Here is a 20,836-nt window from a genome sequence, read left to right as displayed (position 1 = left end):
AGAAAGACCGGACGGGAAATGTCGGAATCTGCATTTGTAACTGTGCCAGAGCATGTTGCCATCATCATGGACGGCAATGGTCGTTGGGCCAAGCAGCGCGGCCTGCCGCGCACGATGGGCCATCGCAAGGGTGTCGAGACGGTGCGCGAGACGGTGCGCGCCGCCGGCGCCGTGGGCATCAAATATCTGACCCTCTTTGCCTTCTCCTCTGAGAACTGGCGCCGACCCGAAGCCGAGGTCTCCGATCTGCTGGGTCTGCTCAAGGCTTTCATTCGGCGCGACCTTGCGGAGCTCCATCGGCAGAACGTGCGGATCAAAGTGATCGGCGACCGTCACAGTCTGCGAAGCGACATTCTCGGCCTGCTGCTCGAAGCCGAGGAAACGACCAAGGAGAATACGGCGCTGACGCTCGTCATCGCCTTCAACTACGGTTCGCGCGACGAAATCTCGCGCGCTGTGGTGAGCCTGGCAAGAGACGTCGAGGACGGTCGCCTTAGGGCGCAGGACATCACGCCAGCGCTGATCAACGCCCGGCTCGACACGGCGGGTATCCCTGATCCGGATCTTATCATCCGCACCAGCGGCGAGGAGCGGCTTTCCAATTTCCTTCTCTGGCAGGCCGCCTATTCGGAATTCGTCTTTCTTCCGGAATATTGGCCGGATTTCAGCCCTGAGGTCTTCCGTTCGGCGCTCGAAAAATTTGCCTCTCGCGACCGGCGCTTCGGCGGCCTGTCATCTCAGGCAGCTGCGGTCGGCACCTGATGCAGAGGGAACTGAAGCTCCGCATCGTTTCAGGACTGGTTCTTGCTGTCATCGTTCTTGCAGCCACCTGGTATGGCGGCCTTGCCTTCCGCGTTCTTGCGGCCGCAATCGGCCTGCTGATCTATTATGAATGGTCCCGGATTACCGGCATCGCGCGCGACTGGGTCGCCAATGTCGTCGGCTGGATCGGCGAGGCGGCGATCGCTTTCCTCGTGCTAATCGGCAATTTCGAATTTGCCGCCGGCATGCTGGTCGGCGTTACCGCCGTCGGCATCGCCCTGATCATCCTGCACGGCACGAGCCGCTGGTTTCCCGCGGGCTTGTTTTATGCCGGTGCTACCGGCCTGGCGCTTGCCGCGATCAGAAGCGATGATCGGCCCGGCCTTTACGCCATGCTCTTCGTCTTTGCCGTCGTCTGGGCAACCGATATCCTCGCCTACTTCGTCGGTCGGGCGCTTGGCGGGCCGAAGCTGGCGCCTTCGATCTCACCTGGAAAGACATGGTCGGGCGCAATCGGCGGCGCCGTTTCGGCGGTCGCAGCCGGCGTCGTTCTCGTGCATTTTCTTCTTCCCGGCACTGAAGTCATCGCCGCTTGCGTGGCGCTCGTTTTGTCGGTTTGCAGTCAGTCGGGCGATCTTTTCGAATCGTTCATCAAGCGAAAATTCGGGGTCAAGGATTCAAGCCGTCTCATTCCGGGGCATGGCGGCGTCATGGACCGGGTCGACGGACTGATTTTCGCCTGTTTTTCGGCGTTCTTGCTTGCTGGGCTTTTTTCCCTGATAAAGGGAAGCGGAATGACGTCGCTCGGTGCGGCATTGTTCGGCCTCTGATGACGCGGCAGCCTGACGGAAGAAACACATGGAAGCGGTGACTGGCATATTCGGATTTCTGACGGGCTATATCGTTCCCTTCGTCCTCGTGCTCTCGCTGCTCGTCTTCGTGCACGAGATGGGCCACTATCTCGTCGGGCGCTGGAGCGGCATCCGCATCCTTGCCTTTTCGGTCGGCTTCGGTCCCGAAATTTTTGGCTTTACCGACCGCCATGGAACGCGCTGGAAGATTTCGGTGATCCCACTCGGCGGTTACGTCCGGTTTTTCGGCGACGAGGATGCATCGAGCAAACCCGACGCAGATAAGCTTGCAGCCATGTCCGAGGAGGACAGGGCGCGCTCCTTTGCCGGCGCAAAGCTGTGGAAACGTGCGGCAACCGTCGCGGCCGGCCCGATTGCCAATTTTCTGCTGGCGATCGCGATCTTCACCATTCTTTTCGCGGTCTATGGCCGCACGGTCGCCGATCCCGTCGTGGCCGAGGTCAAGCCGGAGAGCGCGGCTGCCGCCGCCGGCATTCTTCCTGGCGATCTGCTGGTCGCCATCGACGGCGGCAAGGTCGAGACTTTCGACGACGTGCGGCGCTATGTCAGCATCCGCCCGAACCAGAAGATCGTCGTGACGATCGAGCGCGGCGGTCAAAAGCTCGACCTGCCGATGGTGCCGCAACGCACCGACATGACCGACCAGTTCGGCAACAAGATCGAGGTAGGCCTGATCGGCATTGTGACCAATCAGGAAGTCGGCCATTTCCGCCTGCAGACCTATACGCCACTCCAGGCGCTGCGCGAGGGCGTGATCCAGACCCGGGATATTGTCACCGGCACCTTCAAATATATCGGCAATCTCCTCACCGGATCGATGCGGGCAGATCAATTGGGCGGGCCGATCCGTGTGGCGCAAGCTTCGGGCCAGATGGCTACGCTTGGTATAGGTGCGGTGCTGCAGCTCGCTGCGGTGCTTTCAGTTTCGATAGGATTGCTTAACCTGATGCCGGTTCCGGTACTTGATGGCGGCCACCTGATGTTCTATGCGGTGGAAGCGGTCAGGGGAAAACCGCTGGGCTCTGCGGCCCAGGAAATTGCATTTCGCATCGGCTTGGCCATGGTACTTACATTGATGGTTTTTGCGACTTGGAACGACATTAGCGCGCTCATAGGATAAACGCGCAGGGTGAGGGAATTACTATTTATTTACGATGTTTCAAGGCTGTAGTGGCGAATGGGTCACGCTTGGAAATGAAGTAAACAGAAATTAACGACCTCCCTTGCTTGTATGTCAAAAGCGGGTAAAACGACACACGTGACCGGAATCGGGTTTTCCCGGGGACGGGGACGAGGGAAAAAAGGTAATAGGTGAAATGAAGGCTGGTTCAAAGTTTTTGAACGCAGTATCGGCGGTTGCGCTGTCTGCTAGTGTTGTTGCTTCGGGCGCAGGTGCTTTGACGTTCGTTTCCGCTACGGCCGCTGAGGCCGCGGTCATCCAGCGCATCGATGTGCGCGGCGCAAGCCGTGTCGGCGCGGAAGCCGTCCGGTCGAACCTCACTATCGCTCCCGGCAAGAGTTTTTCGAACACCGATATCGATAACTCCGTCAAGCAGCTCTACGGAACGGGTTACTTCTCCGACGTGAAGATCTCGGTTTCGGGAAGCACGCTCGTTGTCAACGTTCAGGAAGCCCAGCTCGTCAATCAGGTCGTCTTCAACGGCAACCGCAAGATCAAGGACGACAAGCTCGCGACGCTCGTCCAGACCCATGCTGCCGGCCCCTATAGCGACACCCAGATCCAGTCCGACATCCAGGCGATCAAGGATGCCTATGCCGCCACCGGCCGCAGCGAAGTCGAAGTGACGACGCAGGTGGTGCCGCTCGGCGAAGGCCGCGTCAACCTCGCTTTCGTCATCAACGAGGGTGACCGCACCAAGATCGACGCGATCAATTTCGTCGGTAACAACGCTTACAGCGCCGGCCGCCTGGCTGCCGTCATCCAGACCAAGCGGTCGAACTTCCTTTCGTTCCTGACCCGCAAGGACGTCTACAACGATGACAAGCTCCACGCCGACGAAGAAGCGCTGCGCCAGTTCTATTACAATCGCGGCTATGCCGACATGCGCATCGTTTCTTCCGATGCCACCTTCGACGAGGCGACCAACAAATACACGCTTACCTTCAACATCGAGGAAGGGCAGCGTTACGACTTCGGGCCGGTGACCGTTCAGTCGACCGTTGAGGGCGTCGGCTCGGATCAGCTGCAGCCTCTCGTGCGCACGAAAGAAGGCCATGTCTACGACGCCAAGGAGGTCCAGAAGTCGATCGAAGCGATCTCCGATCAGGTGGCCTCTGCCGGTTATCCCTTCGCGCGCGTAACGCCGCGCGGTAACCGCGACCTCAACAACAACACGATCGGCGTCGAATATCTGGTTGACCAGGGCGAACGCGCCTATGTCGAGCGTATCGAAATTCGCGGCAACAGCCGCACGCGCGACTACGTGATCCGCCGCGAATTCGACATGAGCGAAGGCGATGCCTTCAATCAGCAGATGATCACCAAGGCCAAGCGTCGCCTTGAAGCGCTCGGTTACTTCTCGTCCGTCAATATCACCACCCAGCCGGGCAGCTCGCCGGACCGCGTCGTCGTGGTCGTCGACGTGCAGGATCAGTCGACCGGTTCGTTCGGCGTCGGTGCGGGTTATGCGGCCGGCGGTGACGGCCTGCTGCTCGAAGCATCGATCGAGGAAAAGAACTTCCTCGGCCGCGGCCAGTACATCCGCATCTCTGCCGGCGGCGGCGAAGAAGGTTCGCGCAGCTACGGCGTGAGCTTCACCGAGCCCTATTTCCTTGGCTATCGTCTCGCGGCAGGCTTCGACGTCAACCGCAGCGAAACGTCGAGCAACAGCAATTATGACTATGAGGAAACCAGTGTCGTCCTGCGCGTCACTGCGCCGATCACCGAAGATCTGGCGACGACCTTCCGTTATAACTACAAGCAGATGAAGTATGATGCGAGCAACAGCGATCTTGCCGACCTGTCCGCTCCATATCAGCACCTCGTCGAGGATAGCCCGTGGACACGTTCCTCCGTCTCGCAGACGCTGACCTACAACACGCTTGACGATATGATCCTGCCGCGTGAAGGCATCTATGCGACGGCCACACAGGAAATTGCCGGCCTCGGCGGCGACTCGCAATTCTACAAGATTTACGGCAAGGCTCGTTATTACCGTCTGCTCGCCGACGATGCCGATATCATCGGCTCGCTCTCCGCTGGTGCCGGTTATGTCGTCGGCTTCGGCGAGCACCTGAATGTCTTCGACCAGTTCACGCTGACCAACGGCGATATTCGTGGCTTTGAAAACAAGGGCATCGGCCCGCGTGTTTCGGGCAGCAACGACGATCCGTTGGGCGGTACGACTTATTTCACGGCATCGGCTGAAGCGACTTTCCCGATGCCCGGCTTCCCGCGCGACTTCAACCTGCGCGGCGCGGTCTTCGCCGACGCCGGCACGTTGTTCGGCAACGACGTTGACCTGAGGGGCGACGGCATCGATGGCGAAGATGCCTCCCTGCGCGCTTCCGTCGGCGTCGGTGTCGTCTGGCAGTCTCCCTTCGGTGCATTGCGTCTGGATTACGCGATCCCGGTTCTCAAGGAAGACTTCGACAAGACGCAGAACTTCAAGTTTGGCATCAACAACCAATTCTGATATCGGCAGTCCGGAACTGTAAGACTCAATTCCGTTCTGGAGCATTGCCGATGGAGCAAAACGTATTTTTTCTGCCCCATGAAGGTCTGAAGCTCGCTGAGCTGGCAGAGTTTCTTGGGGCGGAACTTGCCAATTCCGACCATGCCGATGTCATCGTCAGGTCCGTGGCCCCTATCAGCCGGGCACGGCCGGGGGATGTCTGTTATATCCTGTCGCGTCGCAGCCGCGATGAGCTGGCGACATGCGAGGCCTCGGCGGTGATCTGCGACAAGGCGCTCACCGACCTCGTGCCCGAGCATATCCCGGTCATCCTGTCGTCTAATCCGCATGCTGCTTTCGCCATGGCGGGTGGCCTGTTCTATCCCGCCGCATTGCGCCCTCAAGTCTTTTCGCCGGGTGAAAACGAGATCGCGCCAAGTGCAGTGATCGATCCGAGCGCAAAGCTCGAAAAGGGCGTGATCGTCGAGCCGATGGCCATTATCGGTGCGCATGCCGAGATCGGCGAGGGTACGCGCATCGGCGCGCACGCTATCATCGGCCCGAATGTCAAGATCGGACGGGATTGTTCGATCGCTGCCGGCGCGAGCATTCTCTGCGCGCTGATCGGCAATGGCGTCATCATCCACAACGGCGTCCGCATCGGCCAAGATGGTTTCGGTTATGCGCCAGGTCCGCGCGGCATGATCAAGATCGTTCAGATCGGCCGGGTGATCATTCAGGACAACGTCGAGATCGGCGCCAATACCACGATCGACCGCGGCGCCATGGACGACACGGTCATCGGCGAGGGCACCAAGATCGACAACCAGGTGCAGATTGGCCACAACGTGCAGATCGGCCGCCATTGCGCCATCGTCGCCCAGGTTGGCATCGCCGGCAGCACGAAGATCGGCAATGGCGTGCAGATCGGCGGCCAGGTTGGCATCAAGGGGCATGTTACGATCGGTGACGGCGTGCAGATCGCCGCCAAAAGCGGTATCATGACCGATCTTGCCGCCGGCGGGCAATATGGCGGTGTACCTGCACGTCCGTTAAAAGACTATCTGAGAGAGGCCGCGCAGCAGGTGTCGAAGAGCAAGCTGCGCGGGAGGAACCCTGGAGGCAAGCAAAATGACTGAGGAAGCCACGACAACGCTTTCTTCGGCTGACATCATTGAAATCATGAAGCTGCTGCCGCATCGTTATCCGTTTCTCATGGTCGACAAGATCATCGAGATCGACGGTGACAACGCGGCGATCGGCATCAAGAATGTGACAGTGAACGAACCGCATTTCACGGGTCATTTTCCGGAATCTCCGATCATGCCGGGGGTCCTGCTGATCGAGGGCATGGCACAGACCGCGGGCGCGATCTGTGCCAAGAAGGAAGGTCAGCCGGGCAACCTCGTCTACTTCATGACCATCGAGAATGCGCGTTTTCGTAAGCCCGTCGTGCCCGGTGATCGCGTCGAATTCCATGTCAAGAAGCACAAGCAGCGCGGCAACATCTGGAAATTCCATTGCGACGCCAAAGTCGACGGTGCGCTTGTCGCCGAAGCCGATATCGGCGCGATGATCGTTCGTAAGGATCAGGCATGAGCAATATCGCCGAAAGCGCCCGTATTCATCCGATGGCCGCCGTCGATGACGGTGCTGTTATCGGTGAGGGCGTCAAGATCGGTCCCTTCTGCCATGTCGGGCCGCATGTCGTCCTGCATGCGAATGTCGAACTCTTGTCGAATGCTGTCGTCACCGGCCGCACCGTGATCGGCAAGGGCACGCGTATCTTCCCGATGGCCGTCATCGGCGGCGATCCGCAGAGCGTGCATCATGGCGGCGAGGAGACGACGCTGACGGTCGGCGCCAACTGCACGATCCGCGAAGGCGTGACGATGAACACGGGGACGGCCGATTTCGGCGGCCAGACGATCGTCGGCGACAACAACCTCTTCCTTGCCAATTCCCATGTCGCGCATGACTGCCGTGTGGGCAATCACGTGATCATGTCGAACAATGTCATGCTCGCCGGCCATGTCGTCATCGAGGATCGCGTCATCCTGGGCGGCGGATCGGCCGTTCACCAGTTCACCCGCGTCGGCCGCCAGGCCTTCGTCGGCGGTCTTTCGGCAGTGAGCTACGACGTCATTCCCTATGGCATGCTGAACGGCAATCCCGGCCTGCTGAGCGGCCTCAATGTCGTCGGCATGACGCGCGCCGGGATTGACCGCGCCGTCATCCACAGGGTGCGCCGCGCCTACAAGGCGATCTTCGAAGGGACGGCCTCCGTCCGCGAAAACGCCGCCGCCATTCGCGAGGAATATGCCGATTGCGAGCAGGTGATCCAGATCCTCGATTTCATCGCTTCCGATAGCGATCGCGCTCTGTCCTCACCCACCCGGGGGCAGAAAGGCTAGTCCGTGACTTTATCGGGCGACACCGCTGCAGGCCGGCTGGCGATCATCGCCGGCGGTGGCCTTCTGCCTTCCTATGTCGCCGAGGCTGCGCGTGCTGCCGGCGAAAATCCTGTTATCGTCGCGTTGAAGGACGAAAGCGATCGGCGCTGGGAAGGCTATGACCATGCCGTTGTCGGCATCGGGGATTTCGCAGCCCTCGATGGATTGTTCAACCGCTATGGCGTCGGCCGCGTCGTGATGTCGGGCAGCGTGCGCCGGCGGCCGGAATGGCGCGAGGTACGCCCAACGCTGCGCATTCTGATGAAGGTGCCGGCTGCCATTCGGACCCTGCTGTCCGGCGGCGATGATACGGTTCTGCAGATGGTGATCCGGCTGATCGAAGGAAATGGCCGGCGTGTCGTTGGCGCCCATGAGATTGCCCCCGACCTTCTGGCTGCCGTCGGCCCGCTCGGCGCATTGGCGCCCGGTGAGGAAGATCGGCGCGATATCGCGCGCGCGGCCGAAGCCGCCGAGATGCTCGGCCGGCTTGATGTCGGGCAGGGCGCCGTCAGCATCGGCGGGCGGGTCGTTGCGATGGAGGGTCTTGAAGGTACCGATGAGATGCTCGAGCGGGTGACGGGTCTCAGGGCAGCCGGGCGGATCTCGCCGCGCCGCCGGGGTGCGCTCGTCAAGATTTGCAAGCCGCAGCAGGATATCCGCGCCGACCTGCCTGCGATCGGCGCTTCCACAGTCTTCAATGCAAAAAAGGCCGGCCTTGCCGGTATCGCCGTCGAGGCCGGCCGCTCGCTGGTGCTCGATCGCGCCGGCGTCATCAGGGCCGCCGACGAGGCCGGGCTTTTCGTCTGCGGCATCGATCGCGGCCTGCCGGCATGGGGGCTCGAATGAACGGGACGCCGCTGAAGGTTGCCGTCATCGCCGGTGAGGTGTCAGGCGATCTGCTCGGTGCCGATCTCATTGCCGCCCTGAAGCGCATTCATCCCGGACCGGTGGAGCTCGTCGGCGTCGGCGGCGAGGGGCTGCAGGCCGAAGGCTTGAGATCCCTGTTCGACTTCTCAGAGCTGTCGATCATGGGCATCACCCAGGTGCTGAGCCGGCTGCCGAGACTGTTTAGCCTGATCCGCAAAACGGCGGCGGCAATCGTCGCCGCAAGGCCGGATGTCCTTCTCATCATCGACAGCCCCGATTTCACCCATCGCGTCGCGAAGCGAGTTCGCATCGCGCTGCCTGATCTGCCTGTGGTCAATTATGTCTGCCCGAGCGTCTGGGCCTGGAAGGAATACCGTGCCACGCGCATGCTCGGCTATGTCGATCACGTGCTCGCCGTTCTTCCCTTTGAGCCGGCGACGATGCGCGCACTCGGCGGCCCGGCAACGACCTATGTGGGGCATCGCCTGATCGCCGACCCGGCCCTGCTGGAGACCCGGCGCCTGCGTGCCGGGAGACAGCCCGGCAACGGTGCGATCCTTCTTCTTCCCGGCTCGCGTTCTTCCGAAATCAAGAAGCTTATGCCTTATTTCGAGGCTGCCACGAATGAACTTGTCGCCCGCAATGGGCCAATGCGCTTCATTCTGCCGACGGTGACGCACAAACAGGCGCTTGTCCGCGAAATGACCGCGGGATGGGCGGTAAAGCCGGAGATCGTTATCGGTGCGGAGGCAAAATGGAAGGCCTTCGCCGAAGCCGATGCAGCCATGGCGGCGTCTGGAACCGTTATTCTCGAACTGGCGCTTGCCGAGGTTCCCGTCGTCTCCGCCTACAAGGTCGACTGGATCATGCGCATGCTGACGTCAGGCATCAAGACCTGGACCGGCGCGCTGCCAAATCTGATTGCCGATTACGCGATCGTGCCGGAATATCTGAACGATGTCGTTCGCGGCGCAAGCCTGGCACGCTGGATGGAAAGGCTGTCAGGCGACACCAGCCAGCTCAAGGCGATGAAGGAAGGCTACGAGCTCGTCTGGCAACGGATGCAGACCGAAAAGCCGCCCGGCGAGCATGCCGCTGAAATTCTTCTCGACGTACTGAAAAAGAAAAAACCCGGCCGTTTCTGACCGGGTTTTCTTTTGGCTATAGCGTCGGTCCGAAAATCAGAGAGTTTCGGACCGATGCATCAATTCAAAGTGTTAAACGCAGCGCGTCTGAAGGACGCGCAGCGCTGTAAAGCGATTAGCGCTTCGAAACCGGGATATAGTCACGCTTCGGTTCGCCGATATAAAGCTGCCGCGGACGGCCGATGCGCTGTTCCGGATCCTCGATCATCTCGTTCCACTGCGCGATCCAGCCGACGGTGCGGGCGAGCGCGAAGAGCACGGTGAACATGGTCGTGGGGAAGCCGAGCGCCTTCAGCGTGATGCCGGAATAGAAGTCGATGTTCGGATAGAGCTTCTTTTCGATGAAGTATTCGTCGGTGAGCGCGATGCGCTCCAGCTCCATCGCCACTTCGAGCAGCGGATCGTCCTTGATGCCGAGTTCGCCGAGCACTTCATGCGTGGTCTTCTGCATGATCTTGGCGCGCGGATCGTAGTTCTTGTAGACGCGGTGGCCGAAGCCCATCAGGCGGAACGGATCGTTCTTGTCCTTGGCGCGGGCGATATATTCCGGAATATGGTCGACCGTGCCGATCTCATGCAGCATGTTGAGCGCTGCTTCGTTGGCGCCGCCGTGAGCAGGCCCCCAGAGGCAGGCAATGCCGGCGGCGATGCAGGCGAACGGATTGGCGCCCGACGAACCGGCGAGGCGGACGGTCGAGGTCGAGGCGTTCTGCTCGTGATCGGCATGCAGGATGAAGATGCGGTCCATGGCGCGGGCAAGCACCGGATTGACCACATATTCCTCGCAGGGAACGGCAAAGCACATGCGCAGGAAGTTCGACGCGTAGTCGAGGTCGTTCTTCGGATAAACGAACGGCTGGCCGATATGGTACTTGTAGGCCATGGCGGCAAGCGTCGGCATCTTGGCGATCATGCGCAGGCTGGCAACCATGCGCTGGTGCGGATCGGTGATGTCGGTCGAGTCGTGATAGAAGGCCGACAGCGCGCCGACGCAGCCGCACATGACGGCCATCGGATGCGCATCGCGGCGGAAACCGGTGAAGAAGCGGCTCATCTGCTCGTGCACCATGGTGTGGTGCGTGACGCGATAATCGAAATCCTTCTTCTGCACGGCCGTCGGCAGTTCGCCGTAGAGAAGCAGGTAGCAGACTTCGAGGAAGTCGCCATGCTCGGCGAGCTGCTCGATCGGATAGCCGCGATGCAGCAGCACGCCTTCGTCGCCGTCGATGTAAGTAATTTTCGATTCACAGGATGCGGTCGAGGTAAAACCCGGATCGTACGTGAAGGAAGCGGTGTTCTTGTACAGGGCACCGATATCGATGACGCTTGGGCCGATCGTGCCGCTCTTGACGGCAAGGTCGACTGATTTGTCACCGATTTTTATTGTAGCGCTTTGATCCGTCATGCTGATCCTCCGAAATGTCGGTAGCGCCTTAAAAGCGCCATAGGGGTTAAGCGTCCTCACCGATAGCTATATGATCACGAGGCTAATGCCAAGTTACCGTGATGGCATTTTGTGCATTGCGGCATCACCTTTTAGGCACTGCAGCGATGAGCCGCACGCATAACGGAAGCCGATGATTCGACTGGACTTTTGGCGCCCGCGATTCCCCCTCATATTTCAATCGATTATTCTTGCCGGATCCGATTGGAGGTTGCATTCTGGCCGCCTTCGGGGTGTCTTGGGCGGCGCATGCAGGAATTGACGACAGTCGAATTGCGGCGGGAAACAGGCGCAGGCATTGCCGGCTCCTCGGGCCTTTCCGCGCCTATCGAGACGACGCGACCGGCAAGGACGCAGTCGGCGACGCCGTTGCGTCATCGGCTGCCTGTTATAACCGCCCGATCGCTGCGTGCCTCCGTCCGCATGCTGAGAGAGGAAGCGGACCATGGCCGCCTGCTGCTTTTTTCGCCGGTCTTCCTCGGCGCCGGGGCGGCCTTCTGGTTTCTCGCGGCATCGGATTTTCCGGTCGTCTTATCGCTGCTCTGCCTGCTGGTGCTGACGGTCGCTCTGCTTGTCACCAGCAATAGCCGGGCGGCATTGCGGGCAACGTTCGTCGCACTTGCGCTTGTGGTTTGCGGCATGCTCTCCGCACAGTTCGAGAGCTGGCGAGCCTCGACCGTGATCCTCGATTCATCAGTGACGACGACGGTGACCGGCCGGGTCGAACGACGCGAAGGCGACGGTCGCGGGCGGTACCGCTACGTTCTTGAAGTTATGGGCACTGAGGCGCCCGAGGTGAAGCGACCGCCGGAACGGATCACCGCGATCGTCCGCGGGGCGGACACGCCTTTCGAGATCGGCGATATCATAACTGGCAGGGCGCGGTTGACGCCGCCGGCAGGTCCCGCACTTCCCGAGCTCAACGATTTCTCCTTCGGGTCTTATTTCGACGGCATTGGCGCCAACGGTTTCTTTTATGGCGCGCCTGACAGGGTCGATTTGTCGACGGGGCCTCCTGCGGTTGCGCGATCGACGTCGGAGGCTCTGCTCGAATGGCTCTATCGGCTGCGCAGCCGCATCGGCGACCGCATACGCTCTATTCTGCCCGGCGACACAGGCGCTTTTGCCGCCTCTCTTGTCGCCGATGAGAGACGGGCAATCTCGGACCAAACCACGGAGGCCCTAAGGCAGTCTGGCCTTGCCCACATCATTGCGATTTCCGGTCTCAATATGGCACTGTCAGCCGGCATTTTCTTCGTCGGCCTGCGCATGATCTTCAGCCTGATTCCGGGCATTGCTCAAGCCTGGCCGACGAAGAAGATCGCCGCCGCCGGCGCGCTCCTAGCTGTGACGGCCTATTATATGATCTCGGGCTTTGCCGTCTCCGCCGAGCGCGCCTTTATCATGATGGCGATCATGCTGATCGCCGTCTTCTTCGACCGGCCCTCGATCAGTCTCAGGAACGTCGCGCTTTCCGCTCTCGTAATCCTTGCCGTCTCGCCATCAGAGGTGCTGGGGCCGAGTTTCCAGATGTCCTTTGCCGCCACGCTTGCGCTGGTTGCGGGCTACGACCTCTGGAAAATGCGGCCGATGCGGGAGAACGCCTTCGCCAAGCTGCCGATCATGAAACCCTTCTTCATGGTTGGCGGCTTCTTCGGCGGCATTTTGCTGACCTCATTGATCGGCGGTTTCTCGACCGCGCTGTTTTCCATCGAGCATTTCCATCGCCTGACCGCCTATGGGCTGCCGGCAAATCTCGCAGCCATGCCGGTGATCTCCTTTATTGTCATGCCATTCGGCATGATCGCGATGCTGCTGATGCCTTTTGGCCTGGACGGTTGGGCATGGCAGGTCGCAGGCACTGGGCTCGGTCTGGTGATCGCAATTGCAAACACGGTATCCGGCTGGGGCGGCAATATAGATGTGGGCCGTTTGTCCGGTTGGTACTTCCCGACGGCTGTCTTGGGCTTTCTCTTGCTGACATTGCTTAAAACCCGCCTGTGGCACATCGGAATGGCAATCGTCGCGATTTCCACGCTGGCTGTCGTGATGCTGCCGTCAGGGGTGGCCCCTAACGTCACCATTGCCGAAGACGGCGGTCTGGTCGCTATCGTCGATGGCGAGACAATGGCTTCGAACCGCACGAAACCACCAGCTTTTATCTTCGAACAATGGAAACGCGCGCTTGCCATCGAAGAACACCGCCAGCCGGTCATGGTTGGGATGAGCAACGCGCCTGCTGCGCTTCAAGGCAAAAGGCCGCAACTCTCGCCTGATCAGCAGAATGACGCCCGAGAGGCGATGAGACAGGCGATCGCCACCAACCCACCGTCACACTTTTCCTGCCTGAAGGCCGCCTGGTGCACCACCTTACTTGATAATGGAAAGACACTGACTGTCATCAACAATGCCGCCTATCTCGGACCGGCTTGTGATACAGCTGACATCGTCGTCACACCGGTCCGCTTGCGCTTTGACCGCTGCCGTTCCGGCGCACTGCTCTTTACGGGCGAGACGCTGCGCAAGACAGGAGCGGTCGAGCTTCGCTTTACCGAAAGGGGGATCGAGGTTGCAACGGCATTCGACACATTGCTGCGACCCTGGATGCGCCATCGCGCCTACGACTGGCGCAGCGACAGCTTTTCCGATTCCGGCAAGCCTGATGTCAGTGATAGCGGCGAATGAGCCCGACGAGTTTGCCCTGGACCTTCACGCGATCCGGCCCGAAGATACGGGTCTCGTATGCCGGGTTGGCCGCTTCCAGCGCGATCGAGGCGCCCTTGCGGCGGAAGCGCTTCAGTGTCGCTTCCTCGTCATCGACGAGGGCAACGACGATGTCGCCGGGACTTGCGGTGCTGCCGTTGCGGATGATCACGGTGTCGCCATCGAAGATGCCGGCATCGATCATCGAATCGCCCTTGACCTCCAGCGCATAATGTTCGCCCGAACCGAGCATGTCGGCCGGAACGGTGATGTCGTGCGTGTTGTTCTGGATCGCCGAGATCGGAACGCCGGCGGCGATTCGACCCATGACCGGCACGGAGATCGAGTTGCCGTTTTCGGCGACGGGCTTCACGGAAGCGGGAGGGGCGACCGGCTGGGGCTTGCCGAGACTGCCCTCGATGACGCTCGGCGAAAAGCCGCGCCGGGGCTGGATGCTGGGGCTGTAGGCCTCCGGAAGCTTGATGACCTCGAGCGCGCGGGCGCGGTTCGGTAGGCGGCGAATGAAACCTCGCTCCTCGAGCGCCGTGATCAGGCGGTGAATGCCGGATTTGGAGGCGAGATCCAGGGCATCCTTCATTTCGTCGAAAGACGGAGGAACGCCCGATTCCTTCATGCGCTCATGAATGAAAAGGAGAAGCTCCTGTTGTTTGCGCGTGAGCATCGACGTCAGACCCCGTGATTGAAACAAATCCAGAACAGACACTATATGTTCCATATGTGTTCCGCAAGTAGCTAAATTTCCGTAAAACTGGGGGCACAAAAATCATTTTGGAATGACGATGAGACGGCAATTCCGAATTATTCGAGAATGTAGTCAGGTAAGGCGTTATTTTTCTGGCAACGTTTAGTTGCGCAGCGGCGATGGCACACCTTCGTTGTCGGGCATATTCCGGTTCGTGAAGGATATGAAGCGGACCGGATCGCCGAGACGGTGAATGCGTTCACCGCTGCGTCGGTTTTGTGACACCAGTCGGACCTGCTGAACCTTCCGGGACAATCCCACTTAATTGCTCAAGCCGCGCATTCATCAGAGAGGAGCTTTTCAGGCAAAAGTGTCGTGAAAGAAATCGCGGAGAACCACCGAGACCTTTTCGGGATCCTCCCAGTGCGGGTTATGTCCAAATCCTTCCATCAGGACCGATTGAGCTTTCGAGAGGGCATCTTCAAGCGCCAGCCGGTGACCCGCATCGAACAGCGCATCCTCGCTACCACTGATGCAAAGCACGGGCATTCTGACCTGTACCGCGGCCTCCGTCAGGTCGAGTGTGGAAAAACAAGCCAGGATGCCATGCCAGATCTCTGCCGAAATGGCTGCTGCCTCGCGGCTGATCGGGGCGAGGAAACATGGATCGACCGGATGCGGGCAGGCGTGCCAGAGATCGAAGAATGGATCGCCGGGATCGATCGGATCGCAAAGCCCAAGGATTCCGTCCGTGACCGGATCGCGCTGCGGAAAGGCTGGGCGCACTGTGCCGGAAATCGTGACCAGCGCGGCAACAACGTCGGGCAGCCGGGCAGCAAGGTCGATACCGATCATTGCTCCCATCGAATGGCCGATGACCGCGAAGCGCTCAACAGAGAGCGCTGCCGTCAGCGCAACGATGTCGTCGGTGAAATCCGCGACTGTCATGCCTGCCCCGACCGCGGAGCCTCCATGGCCGGGCAAATCCGGAATGACAAGTCGGTAGCCGCAAAGCCACGGCTCCAATAGCGAAAAGCTACGGCTGGAATCCGAGTAACCGTGCAGCAGCAGTAGCGTCGGCCCCGAGCCGCCGGTATCAATATATGCGAGCGACCGCCCCTCAGTAAGGGGCAGCATGCGCTTGCGGGCCGTCCAGCCGCTTTGATCGACGATGTTCATCAAAACGGGCTCACAGCGCGAGCTTAGCTTTCACAGCCTCAAGCCCCGGTTTGCCGTCGAGGGTCGTCACGCCATCCAGCCAGGCATCGAGACGTCGCGGTTCGCTGACGATGGCTTTCAGGCCAGCCTCCTCCGGAGCCAGCCCATCCGCCATCAGATAACCCATGCCTCTGTTTTCGAAATCGACGTCGAAAGTCAGGTTTTGCAGCAGTTTTGCGACGTTGGGGCATTCCTGAAGGTAACCCTTGCGTACCTGCGTCGAGACCGTGGCTGCGCCGAAATCCGGTCCGTAGAACTTGTCCCCACCAGTCAGGTATTTGATATCCAGCTCGGTATTCATCGGATGCGGCGCCCAGCCCTGGAAGACTATGAAGGCTTTGTTCTTTACGTGGCGCTTGACCTCGGCGAGCATGCCCTGTTCGCTGGATTCGACAACATCCCAGCCGGAAAGACCGAGCATCTGATCCTGGACCGCGTCCAGCATCAACTGGTTCGAGCCAGGCTCGATGCCGTAGAGCTTCTTTTCGAACTGATCGGGGAATTTCTGCAGGTCGGCGAAATCTTTGACGCCGGCGTCCCAGACGTAGGTCGGGACGGCAAAGGTGTATTTCGCGCCCTTCAGATTGGTCACGACGTTCTCAACTGAGCCGTCCTCCTTGTAGGGCTTGTAGTACGCGACCATGGCAGGGTCCCAATAGCCAAGAAAGACGTCGAGATCCTTGTTTTTCAAGCTGAGATAGATGACGTCGATGCCGAGCAGCGAGCTTCGCGGCTCGTATCCCAGGGCCTTCAAAAGAGTGAGGCCGACGCCAGTGGTGAACGCGAGATCGTTCCAGCCGGGCTCTGCCATGCGGATCACTTTGCAGCTTTCCGGATCGGCGGCGAAAGCCGGCATGGCTACGGCACCGAGGAGTATTGAAAGAACGCCTGTCTTCAGATGCTGAATCATTGCATTTCCCCTTTTATTGACCTTTGGGTTATTTAATTGTCCCATCGGTCAATAATTGATCTTTGCGGAAGAATTGTCAATGATGGAGACAAGATGAACGGGCACGAGCATGAAACTGACGAAAATCAGCGCGATCCGGCGCAAGGAGTTACGACAGGCAGCCTTCGAGGTGCTGCAGCAGGAAGGCATGGCAGGCGCGACGTTGGAAAAGGTGGCCGCCCATGCCGGTGCCTCCAAAGGCATCGTGCTGCACTATTTTCGAAGCAAGCAGGAGCTCTTCGAGCATGCGATGCGCGAGGCGAATCTTTCACTCAGTGAAGCGGTGAACGCCCGGCTGAAACAGGCGACGACGCCTCGCGGGCGACTGGAGGCGATCATCGAAGGCAATTTCGAGGAGCGTTTCTTCCGACCTTCTATCTGCCACGCCTGGCTTTCTCTTTGCGCCGAGGTTCCGCGCGAGCCGCAGCTCGCCCGCATCCAGAAGGTGATCCATGCCCGCATGCGTTCCAACCTGATGTCGGCGCTGGTCCATCTTCTGCCGCGTGCCGAATGCGAGGCTGTGGCGCTGGCGATCACAGCTCTGATCGATGGGCTCTGGCTGCGGGCCGGCTTACAATCGGAAGGCCTGACCCGAGATATGGCCCTCAACCAGATGCGCGAATATTTGAAATACCGCATCCCACGCTGAACATCGGTGCAGCGCACCAGGTGAGGCAATCTTGCATTCCGCTGCATCCGCTCGACTTGGCTTGGTAGGGGACGAAGTCGGCCCTTGTAACAAGTTTTCGACTTCGCCGGATTGGCAGGCAGGCCTTGCCTTAAAGGCAGTGGTGTCACACATCTCTGCCGTGTCAGGGAGGGTTTCATGAACGCGCATTCCGCCAAACCGCATCCGCTGGATCATGTCGTGCTGTCCGTCGTCAGTATCGATCTGGCTCGCGAGAGGCTCGGCAAGCTGGGCTTCACCGTTGCCGCCGATGCGCGCCATCCCTTCGGAACGGAGAATGCCTGCGTCTTTTTTGCCGACAAGACCTATCTGGAGCCGCTCGGGATTGCGAGCGTCGAGGAGAGCGAGGCGTCGGCACGGCACGGCAACGTCTTCACCGCCCGCAACCGGGCCTTCCGCTTTCGTTGCGGCGAGGAGGGGCTTTCGGCGGTGGCCTTCGCCACCAAGGATGCTGGTGTCGATCATCGGAATTTCGTCAGCAACGGATCGAGCGCCGGCGAGATGCTGCAGTTCAGCAGGCCGATGACGATGCCTGATGGTTCGGAGAGTATTGCCGGCTTCAAGCTGGCTTTTGCCGGCGACCTGCGCGCGCCCGATTTCTTCCTTTTCGCCGTCGAACGCGTCAATACGCTGCCGTCGGACTGCAGCGCCTTGGAGGCGCATGCCAATGGCGTGACCGGCATTGCCGAGGTGGCGCTCTGTGCGCCGGAGCCCGCCGCATTCTCCGCCTATGTCAACCTCGCCGTGGCGCAATCGGCGGTGGAGAAAACAGGTTTCGGCGTCAATATCGCAGCGTCGAATGCCAAAATCAGCCTGATGACGCCGGAAGGGCTGGAAGCTTATTTCGAGATCGCCGTCCCACCCGCCGAGCGCGGCCTGCGCGGCCGGGCAATCCTCTTCAATGTCGGCGATCTTGCCGTGACAGAAGCGCATTTGGCTGCTAACGGGGTGACCTATACGCGCAAGAACAATCGCATTCTGGTGAAGCCCGCGCCCGGCCAGGGCGCGCTCTTTGCCTTCGAGGAAACACGATGAGCACCAATACGAATTCCGAAGTCAAGATCGGCCAAGGCGACGCCCAGGTCACCTTTTCCAATACCGGCCGCCTCTCGTTGATCGCCGGCCCCTGCCAGATGGAGAGCCGCGACCACGCCTTCATGGTGGCCGGCACGCTGAAGGAACTTTGCGGAAAGCTCGGCATCGGCCTCGTCTACAAGAGCTCCTTCGACAAGGCGAACCGCACGTCGCTCTCGGCCGAACGCGGCATCGGGCTTGAAAAGGGCATGGAGGTCTTTGCCGACCTGAAGAAGGAATTTGGCTTTCCCGTCATCACTGACGTCCATACCGCCGAGCAATGCGCTGAAGTGGCAAAGACCGTCGATGTGCTGCAGATCCCGGCCTTCCTCTGCCGTCAGACCGACCTTCTCATCGCCGCCGCCAAGACCGGCCGCGTCGTCAACGTCAAGAAGGGCCAGTTCCTCGCTCCCTGGGATATGAAGAACGTCCTGAAGAAGCTCAATGCCAGCGGCAATCCGAACGTGCTTCTGTGCGAGCGCGGCGCTTCCTTCGGCTACAACACGCTGGTCTCCGACATGCGTTCACTGCCGATCATGGCGGCGATGGGCGCGCCTGTGATTTTCGATGCGACCCATTCCGTGGCGCAGCCGGGCGGGCAGGGCGATTCCTCCGGCGGTCAGCGCGAATTCGTCGAAACGCTGGCGCGCGCGGCAGTGGCCGCCGGCATTGCTGGCGTCTTCCTTGAAACCCATCAGGATCCTGACAATGCGCCTTCCGACGGGCCGAACATGGTCTATCTCAAGGACATGCCGCGGCTTCTCGAAAAGCTCCTTGCCTTCGACGCCGTCGCCAAGAGCTGACAGTCAAAAGCCTGACATGATCGTGCTATAGCCACGATGGAATACGCAATCGAAGGTGCCTATTGCAGCATTGTAATTTGCGCACCTTCGATTAAGACAGGTTCCGAACGACTTATCACCCACCCGAGCAGGAAGAACCCATGACTGCAATCACCGATATCATTGCCCGCGAGATTCTGGATAGCCGTGGCAACCCCACCGTCGAAGTCGATGTCTATCTCGAAGACGGCAGCATGGGCCGCGCGGCGGTTCCCTCGGGCGCTTCGACCGGCGCGCATGAGGCGGTCGAACTGCGCGACGGCGGTAAGCGCTACCTTGGCAAGGGCGTCCAGAAGGCGGTCGATGCCGCCAACACCGAGATCTTCGACGCGATCGGCGGCATCGATGCTGAGAACCAGATCCAGATCGACAACATCATGATCGAGCTCGACGGCACGCCGAACAAGTCGCGTCTCGGCGCCAACGCCATCCTCGGCGTGTCGCTCGCCGTCGCCAAGGCTGCCGCCCAAGCTTCCGGCCTGCCGCTCTACCGCTATGTCGGCGGTGCTTCCGCGAGCCTGCTGCCAGTGCCGATGATGAACATCATCAACGGCGGCGCCCATGCCGACAATCCGATCGATTTCCAGGAATTCATGATCCTGCCGGTCGGCGCCGATACGATCGCCGAAGCCGTGCGCATGGGTTCGGAAGTCTTCCACACGCTGCGCAAGGAACTTGCGGCACAGGGCCACAACACCAATGTCGGCGATGAAGGCGGTTTCGCACCGGGCCTGAAGAGCGCTTCGGAAGCCCTCGACTTCATCGTCAAGTCAGTCGAGAAAGCCGGCTACAAGCCGGGCGAGGACATCTACCTCGGCCTCGACTGCGCCTCGACGGAATTCTTCAAGGACGGCAAGTACGTGCTCGAAGGTGAAGGCCGCACGCTCGAATCGGGCGCCATGGCCGAATATCTGGCTGAACTCGCCGCCAAGTACCCGATCATCTCGATTGAAGACGGCATGGCCGAAGACGACTGGGACGGCTGGAAGACCTTGACCGACCTGGCCGGCAAGAAGACCCAGCTCGTCGGCGACGATCTCTTCGTCACCAACTCCGCACGTCTTCGCGACGGTATCCGCATGGGCGTCGCCAACTCGATCCTCGTCAAGGTCAACCAGATCGGCTCGCTGACGGAAACGCTCGACGCGGTCAACACGGCGCACAAGGCAGCCTACACCGCCGTCATGTCGCATCGCTCCGGCGAAACGGAAGATTCGACCATCGCCGATCTCGCGGTCGCCACCAACTGCGGCCAGATCAAGACCGGCTCGCTGTCGCGTTCCGACCGTCTTGCCAAGTACAACCAGCTGATCCGCATCGAGGAAGGCCTTGGTCCCCAGGCCCAGTACGCCGGCCGCTCGATCATCCGCGGCTGATCGGATCTGATTTTCAAAAGTTTGACCCGCGCCGTCCATCGGCGCGGGTTTTTTGTTGCTCTTTTTTAGAGTCAACGAACGGTTAATCTCTGCGCGGTAGATTGA

The 20,836-nt window shown here is 60.2% G+C and carries 18 protein-coding genes; 14 read left to right on the top strand and 4 right to left on the bottom strand.

The window, feature by feature from the left end:
• Positions 1-18: 18 nt before the first annotated feature.
• From EFD55_RS10030 to lpxB, 9 genes are all read left to right on the top strand, one after another.
• A complete protein-coding gene (locus tag EFD55_RS10030) occupies positions 19-762 on the top strand; it encodes an isoprenyl transferase (RefSeq protein WP_125844817.1) in 744 nt (247 codons plus the stop codon).
• A complete protein-coding gene (locus EFD55_RS10025) occupies positions 762-1,592 on the top strand; it encodes a phosphatidate cytidylyltransferase (protein WP_125844815.1) in 831 nt (276 codons plus the stop codon). The genes EFD55_RS10030 and EFD55_RS10025 overlap by 1 nt, the downstream gene beginning before the upstream one ends.
• 28 nt (positions 1,593-1,620) lie before the next feature.
• Positions 1,621-2,754, top strand: a complete 1,134-nt coding sequence (gene rseP / locus EFD55_RS10020) for an RIP metalloprotease RseP (protein WP_125844813.1) — start codon at positions 1,621-1,623, stop codon at positions 2,752-2,754.
• Between the two features lie 196 nt (positions 2,755-2,950).
• Complete coding sequence (bamA, locus tag EFD55_RS10015; RefSeq protein ID WP_125844811.1) at positions 2,951-5,290, top strand: outer membrane protein assembly factor BamA; 2,340 nt, start codon at positions 2,951-2,953, stop codon at positions 5,288-5,290.
• Positions 5,291-5,340: 50 nt separating this feature from the next.
• Positions 5,341-6,408 (top strand): UDP-3-O-(3-hydroxymyristoyl)glucosamine N-acyltransferase, encoded by a 1,068-nt coding sequence (lpxD, locus tag EFD55_RS10010; protein WP_125844809.1) that lies wholly within the window; start codon positions 5,341-5,343, stop codon positions 6,406-6,408.
• A complete protein-coding gene (gene fabZ, locus EFD55_RS10005; protein ID WP_004678630.1) occupies positions 6,401-6,868 on the top strand; it encodes a 3-hydroxyacyl-ACP dehydratase FabZ in 468 nt (155 codons plus the stop codon). The genes lpxD and fabZ overlap by 8 nt, the downstream gene beginning before the upstream one ends.
• A complete protein-coding gene (gene lpxA / locus EFD55_RS10000; protein WP_125844807.1) occupies positions 6,865-7,683 on the top strand; it encodes an acyl-ACP--UDP-N-acetylglucosamine O-acyltransferase in 819 nt (272 codons plus the stop codon). The genes fabZ and lpxA overlap by 4 nt, the downstream gene beginning before the upstream one ends.
• A 3-nt stretch (positions 7,684-7,686) precedes the next feature.
• On the top strand, positions 7,687-8,568 hold the full coding sequence (locus tag EFD55_RS09995) for an LpxI family protein (RefSeq protein ID WP_125844805.1): 882 nt from the start codon (positions 7,687-7,689) through the stop codon (positions 8,566-8,568).
• Positions 8,565-9,734 carry a lipid-A-disaccharide synthase gene (gene lpxB, locus EFD55_RS09990; RefSeq protein ID WP_125844802.1) on the top strand — a complete coding sequence of 390 codons (1,170 nt, stop codon included), beginning with the start codon at positions 8,565-8,567 and terminating at the stop codon, positions 9,732-9,734. The genes EFD55_RS09995 and lpxB overlap by 4 nt, the downstream gene beginning before the upstream one ends.
• A gap of 115 nt (positions 9,735-9,849) precedes the next feature.
• On the opposite strand, the gene gltA is transcribed toward lpxB, so the two are convergent.
• Entirely contained in the window at positions 9,850-11,139 is a 1,290-nt protein-coding gene (gene gltA / locus EFD55_RS09985; RefSeq protein ID WP_125844800.1) for a citrate synthase, read from the bottom strand.
• A 288-nt stretch (positions 11,140-11,427) separates the two neighbouring features.
• Between gltA and EFD55_RS09980 the strand changes: the two genes are divergently transcribed.
• The gene (locus EFD55_RS09980; RefSeq protein ID WP_125844798.1) at positions 11,428-13,863 is read left to right on the top strand and encodes a ComEC/Rec2 family competence protein; all 2,436 of its coding nucleotides are present in this window, start codon (positions 11,428-11,430) and stop codon (positions 13,861-13,863) included.
• On the opposite strand, the gene lexA is transcribed toward EFD55_RS09980, so the two are convergent.
• The 3 genes from lexA to choX all read right to left on the bottom strand — a co-directional run bounded on the left by lexA (position 13,844) and on the right by choX (position 16,712).
• Positions 13,844-14,563, bottom strand: coding sequence for a transcriptional repressor LexA (gene lexA, locus EFD55_RS09975; protein WP_125844796.1), 720 nt, complete (start codon positions 14,561-14,563; stop codon positions 13,844-13,846). The genes EFD55_RS09980 and lexA overlap by 20 nt on opposite strands.
• 381 nt (positions 14,564-14,944) lie before the next feature.
• Positions 14,945-15,763, bottom strand: coding sequence for an alpha/beta fold hydrolase (locus EFD55_RS09970; protein WP_245438443.1), 819 nt, complete (start codon positions 15,761-15,763; stop codon positions 14,945-14,947).
• Positions 15,764-15,773: 10 nt separating this feature from the next.
• Complete coding sequence (choX, locus tag EFD55_RS09965; RefSeq protein WP_125844791.1) at positions 15,774-16,712, bottom strand: choline ABC transporter substrate-binding protein; 939 nt, start codon at positions 16,710-16,712, stop codon at positions 15,774-15,776.
• 109 nt (positions 16,713-16,821) lie between these two features.
• Here choX and betI point away from each other — a divergent pair, with 109 nt between their 5' ends.
• The 4 genes from betI (at position 16,822) to eno (ending at position 20,731) form a co-directional block, all read left to right on the top strand.
• Complete coding sequence (gene betI, locus EFD55_RS09960) at positions 16,822-17,400, top strand: choline-binding transcriptional repressor BetI (protein ID WP_125844789.1); 579 nt, start codon at positions 16,822-16,824, stop codon at positions 17,398-17,400.
• A 177-nt stretch (positions 17,401-17,577) separates the two neighbouring features.
• Entirely contained in the window at positions 17,578-18,474 is an 897-nt protein-coding gene (locus EFD55_RS09955) for a VOC family protein (protein ID WP_125844787.1), read from the top strand.
• Positions 18,471-19,316 (top strand): 3-deoxy-8-phosphooctulonate synthase, encoded by an 846-nt coding sequence (kdsA, locus tag EFD55_RS09950; protein ID WP_125844785.1) that lies wholly within the window; start codon positions 18,471-18,473, stop codon positions 19,314-19,316. Before EFD55_RS09955 ends, kdsA begins: the two co-directional genes overlap by 4 nt.
• A 140-nt stretch (positions 19,317-19,456) precedes the next feature.
• Positions 19,457-20,731 carry a phosphopyruvate hydratase gene (gene eno / locus EFD55_RS09945; protein WP_125844783.1) on the top strand — a complete coding sequence of 425 codons (1,275 nt, stop codon included), beginning with the start codon at positions 19,457-19,459 and terminating at the stop codon, positions 20,729-20,731.
• The last annotated feature ends 105 nt before the right edge of the window (positions 20,732-20,836 follow it).

Source organism: Rhizobium pisi (assembly GCF_003938655.1).
Taxonomy (GTDB): Bacteria; Pseudomonadota; Alphaproteobacteria; order Rhizobiales; family Rhizobiaceae; genus Rhizobium; species Rhizobium pisi.
The sequence above is the reverse complement of the archived record's forward strand: the minus strand, read 5'-3'. Positions and strand labels throughout refer to the sequence as shown.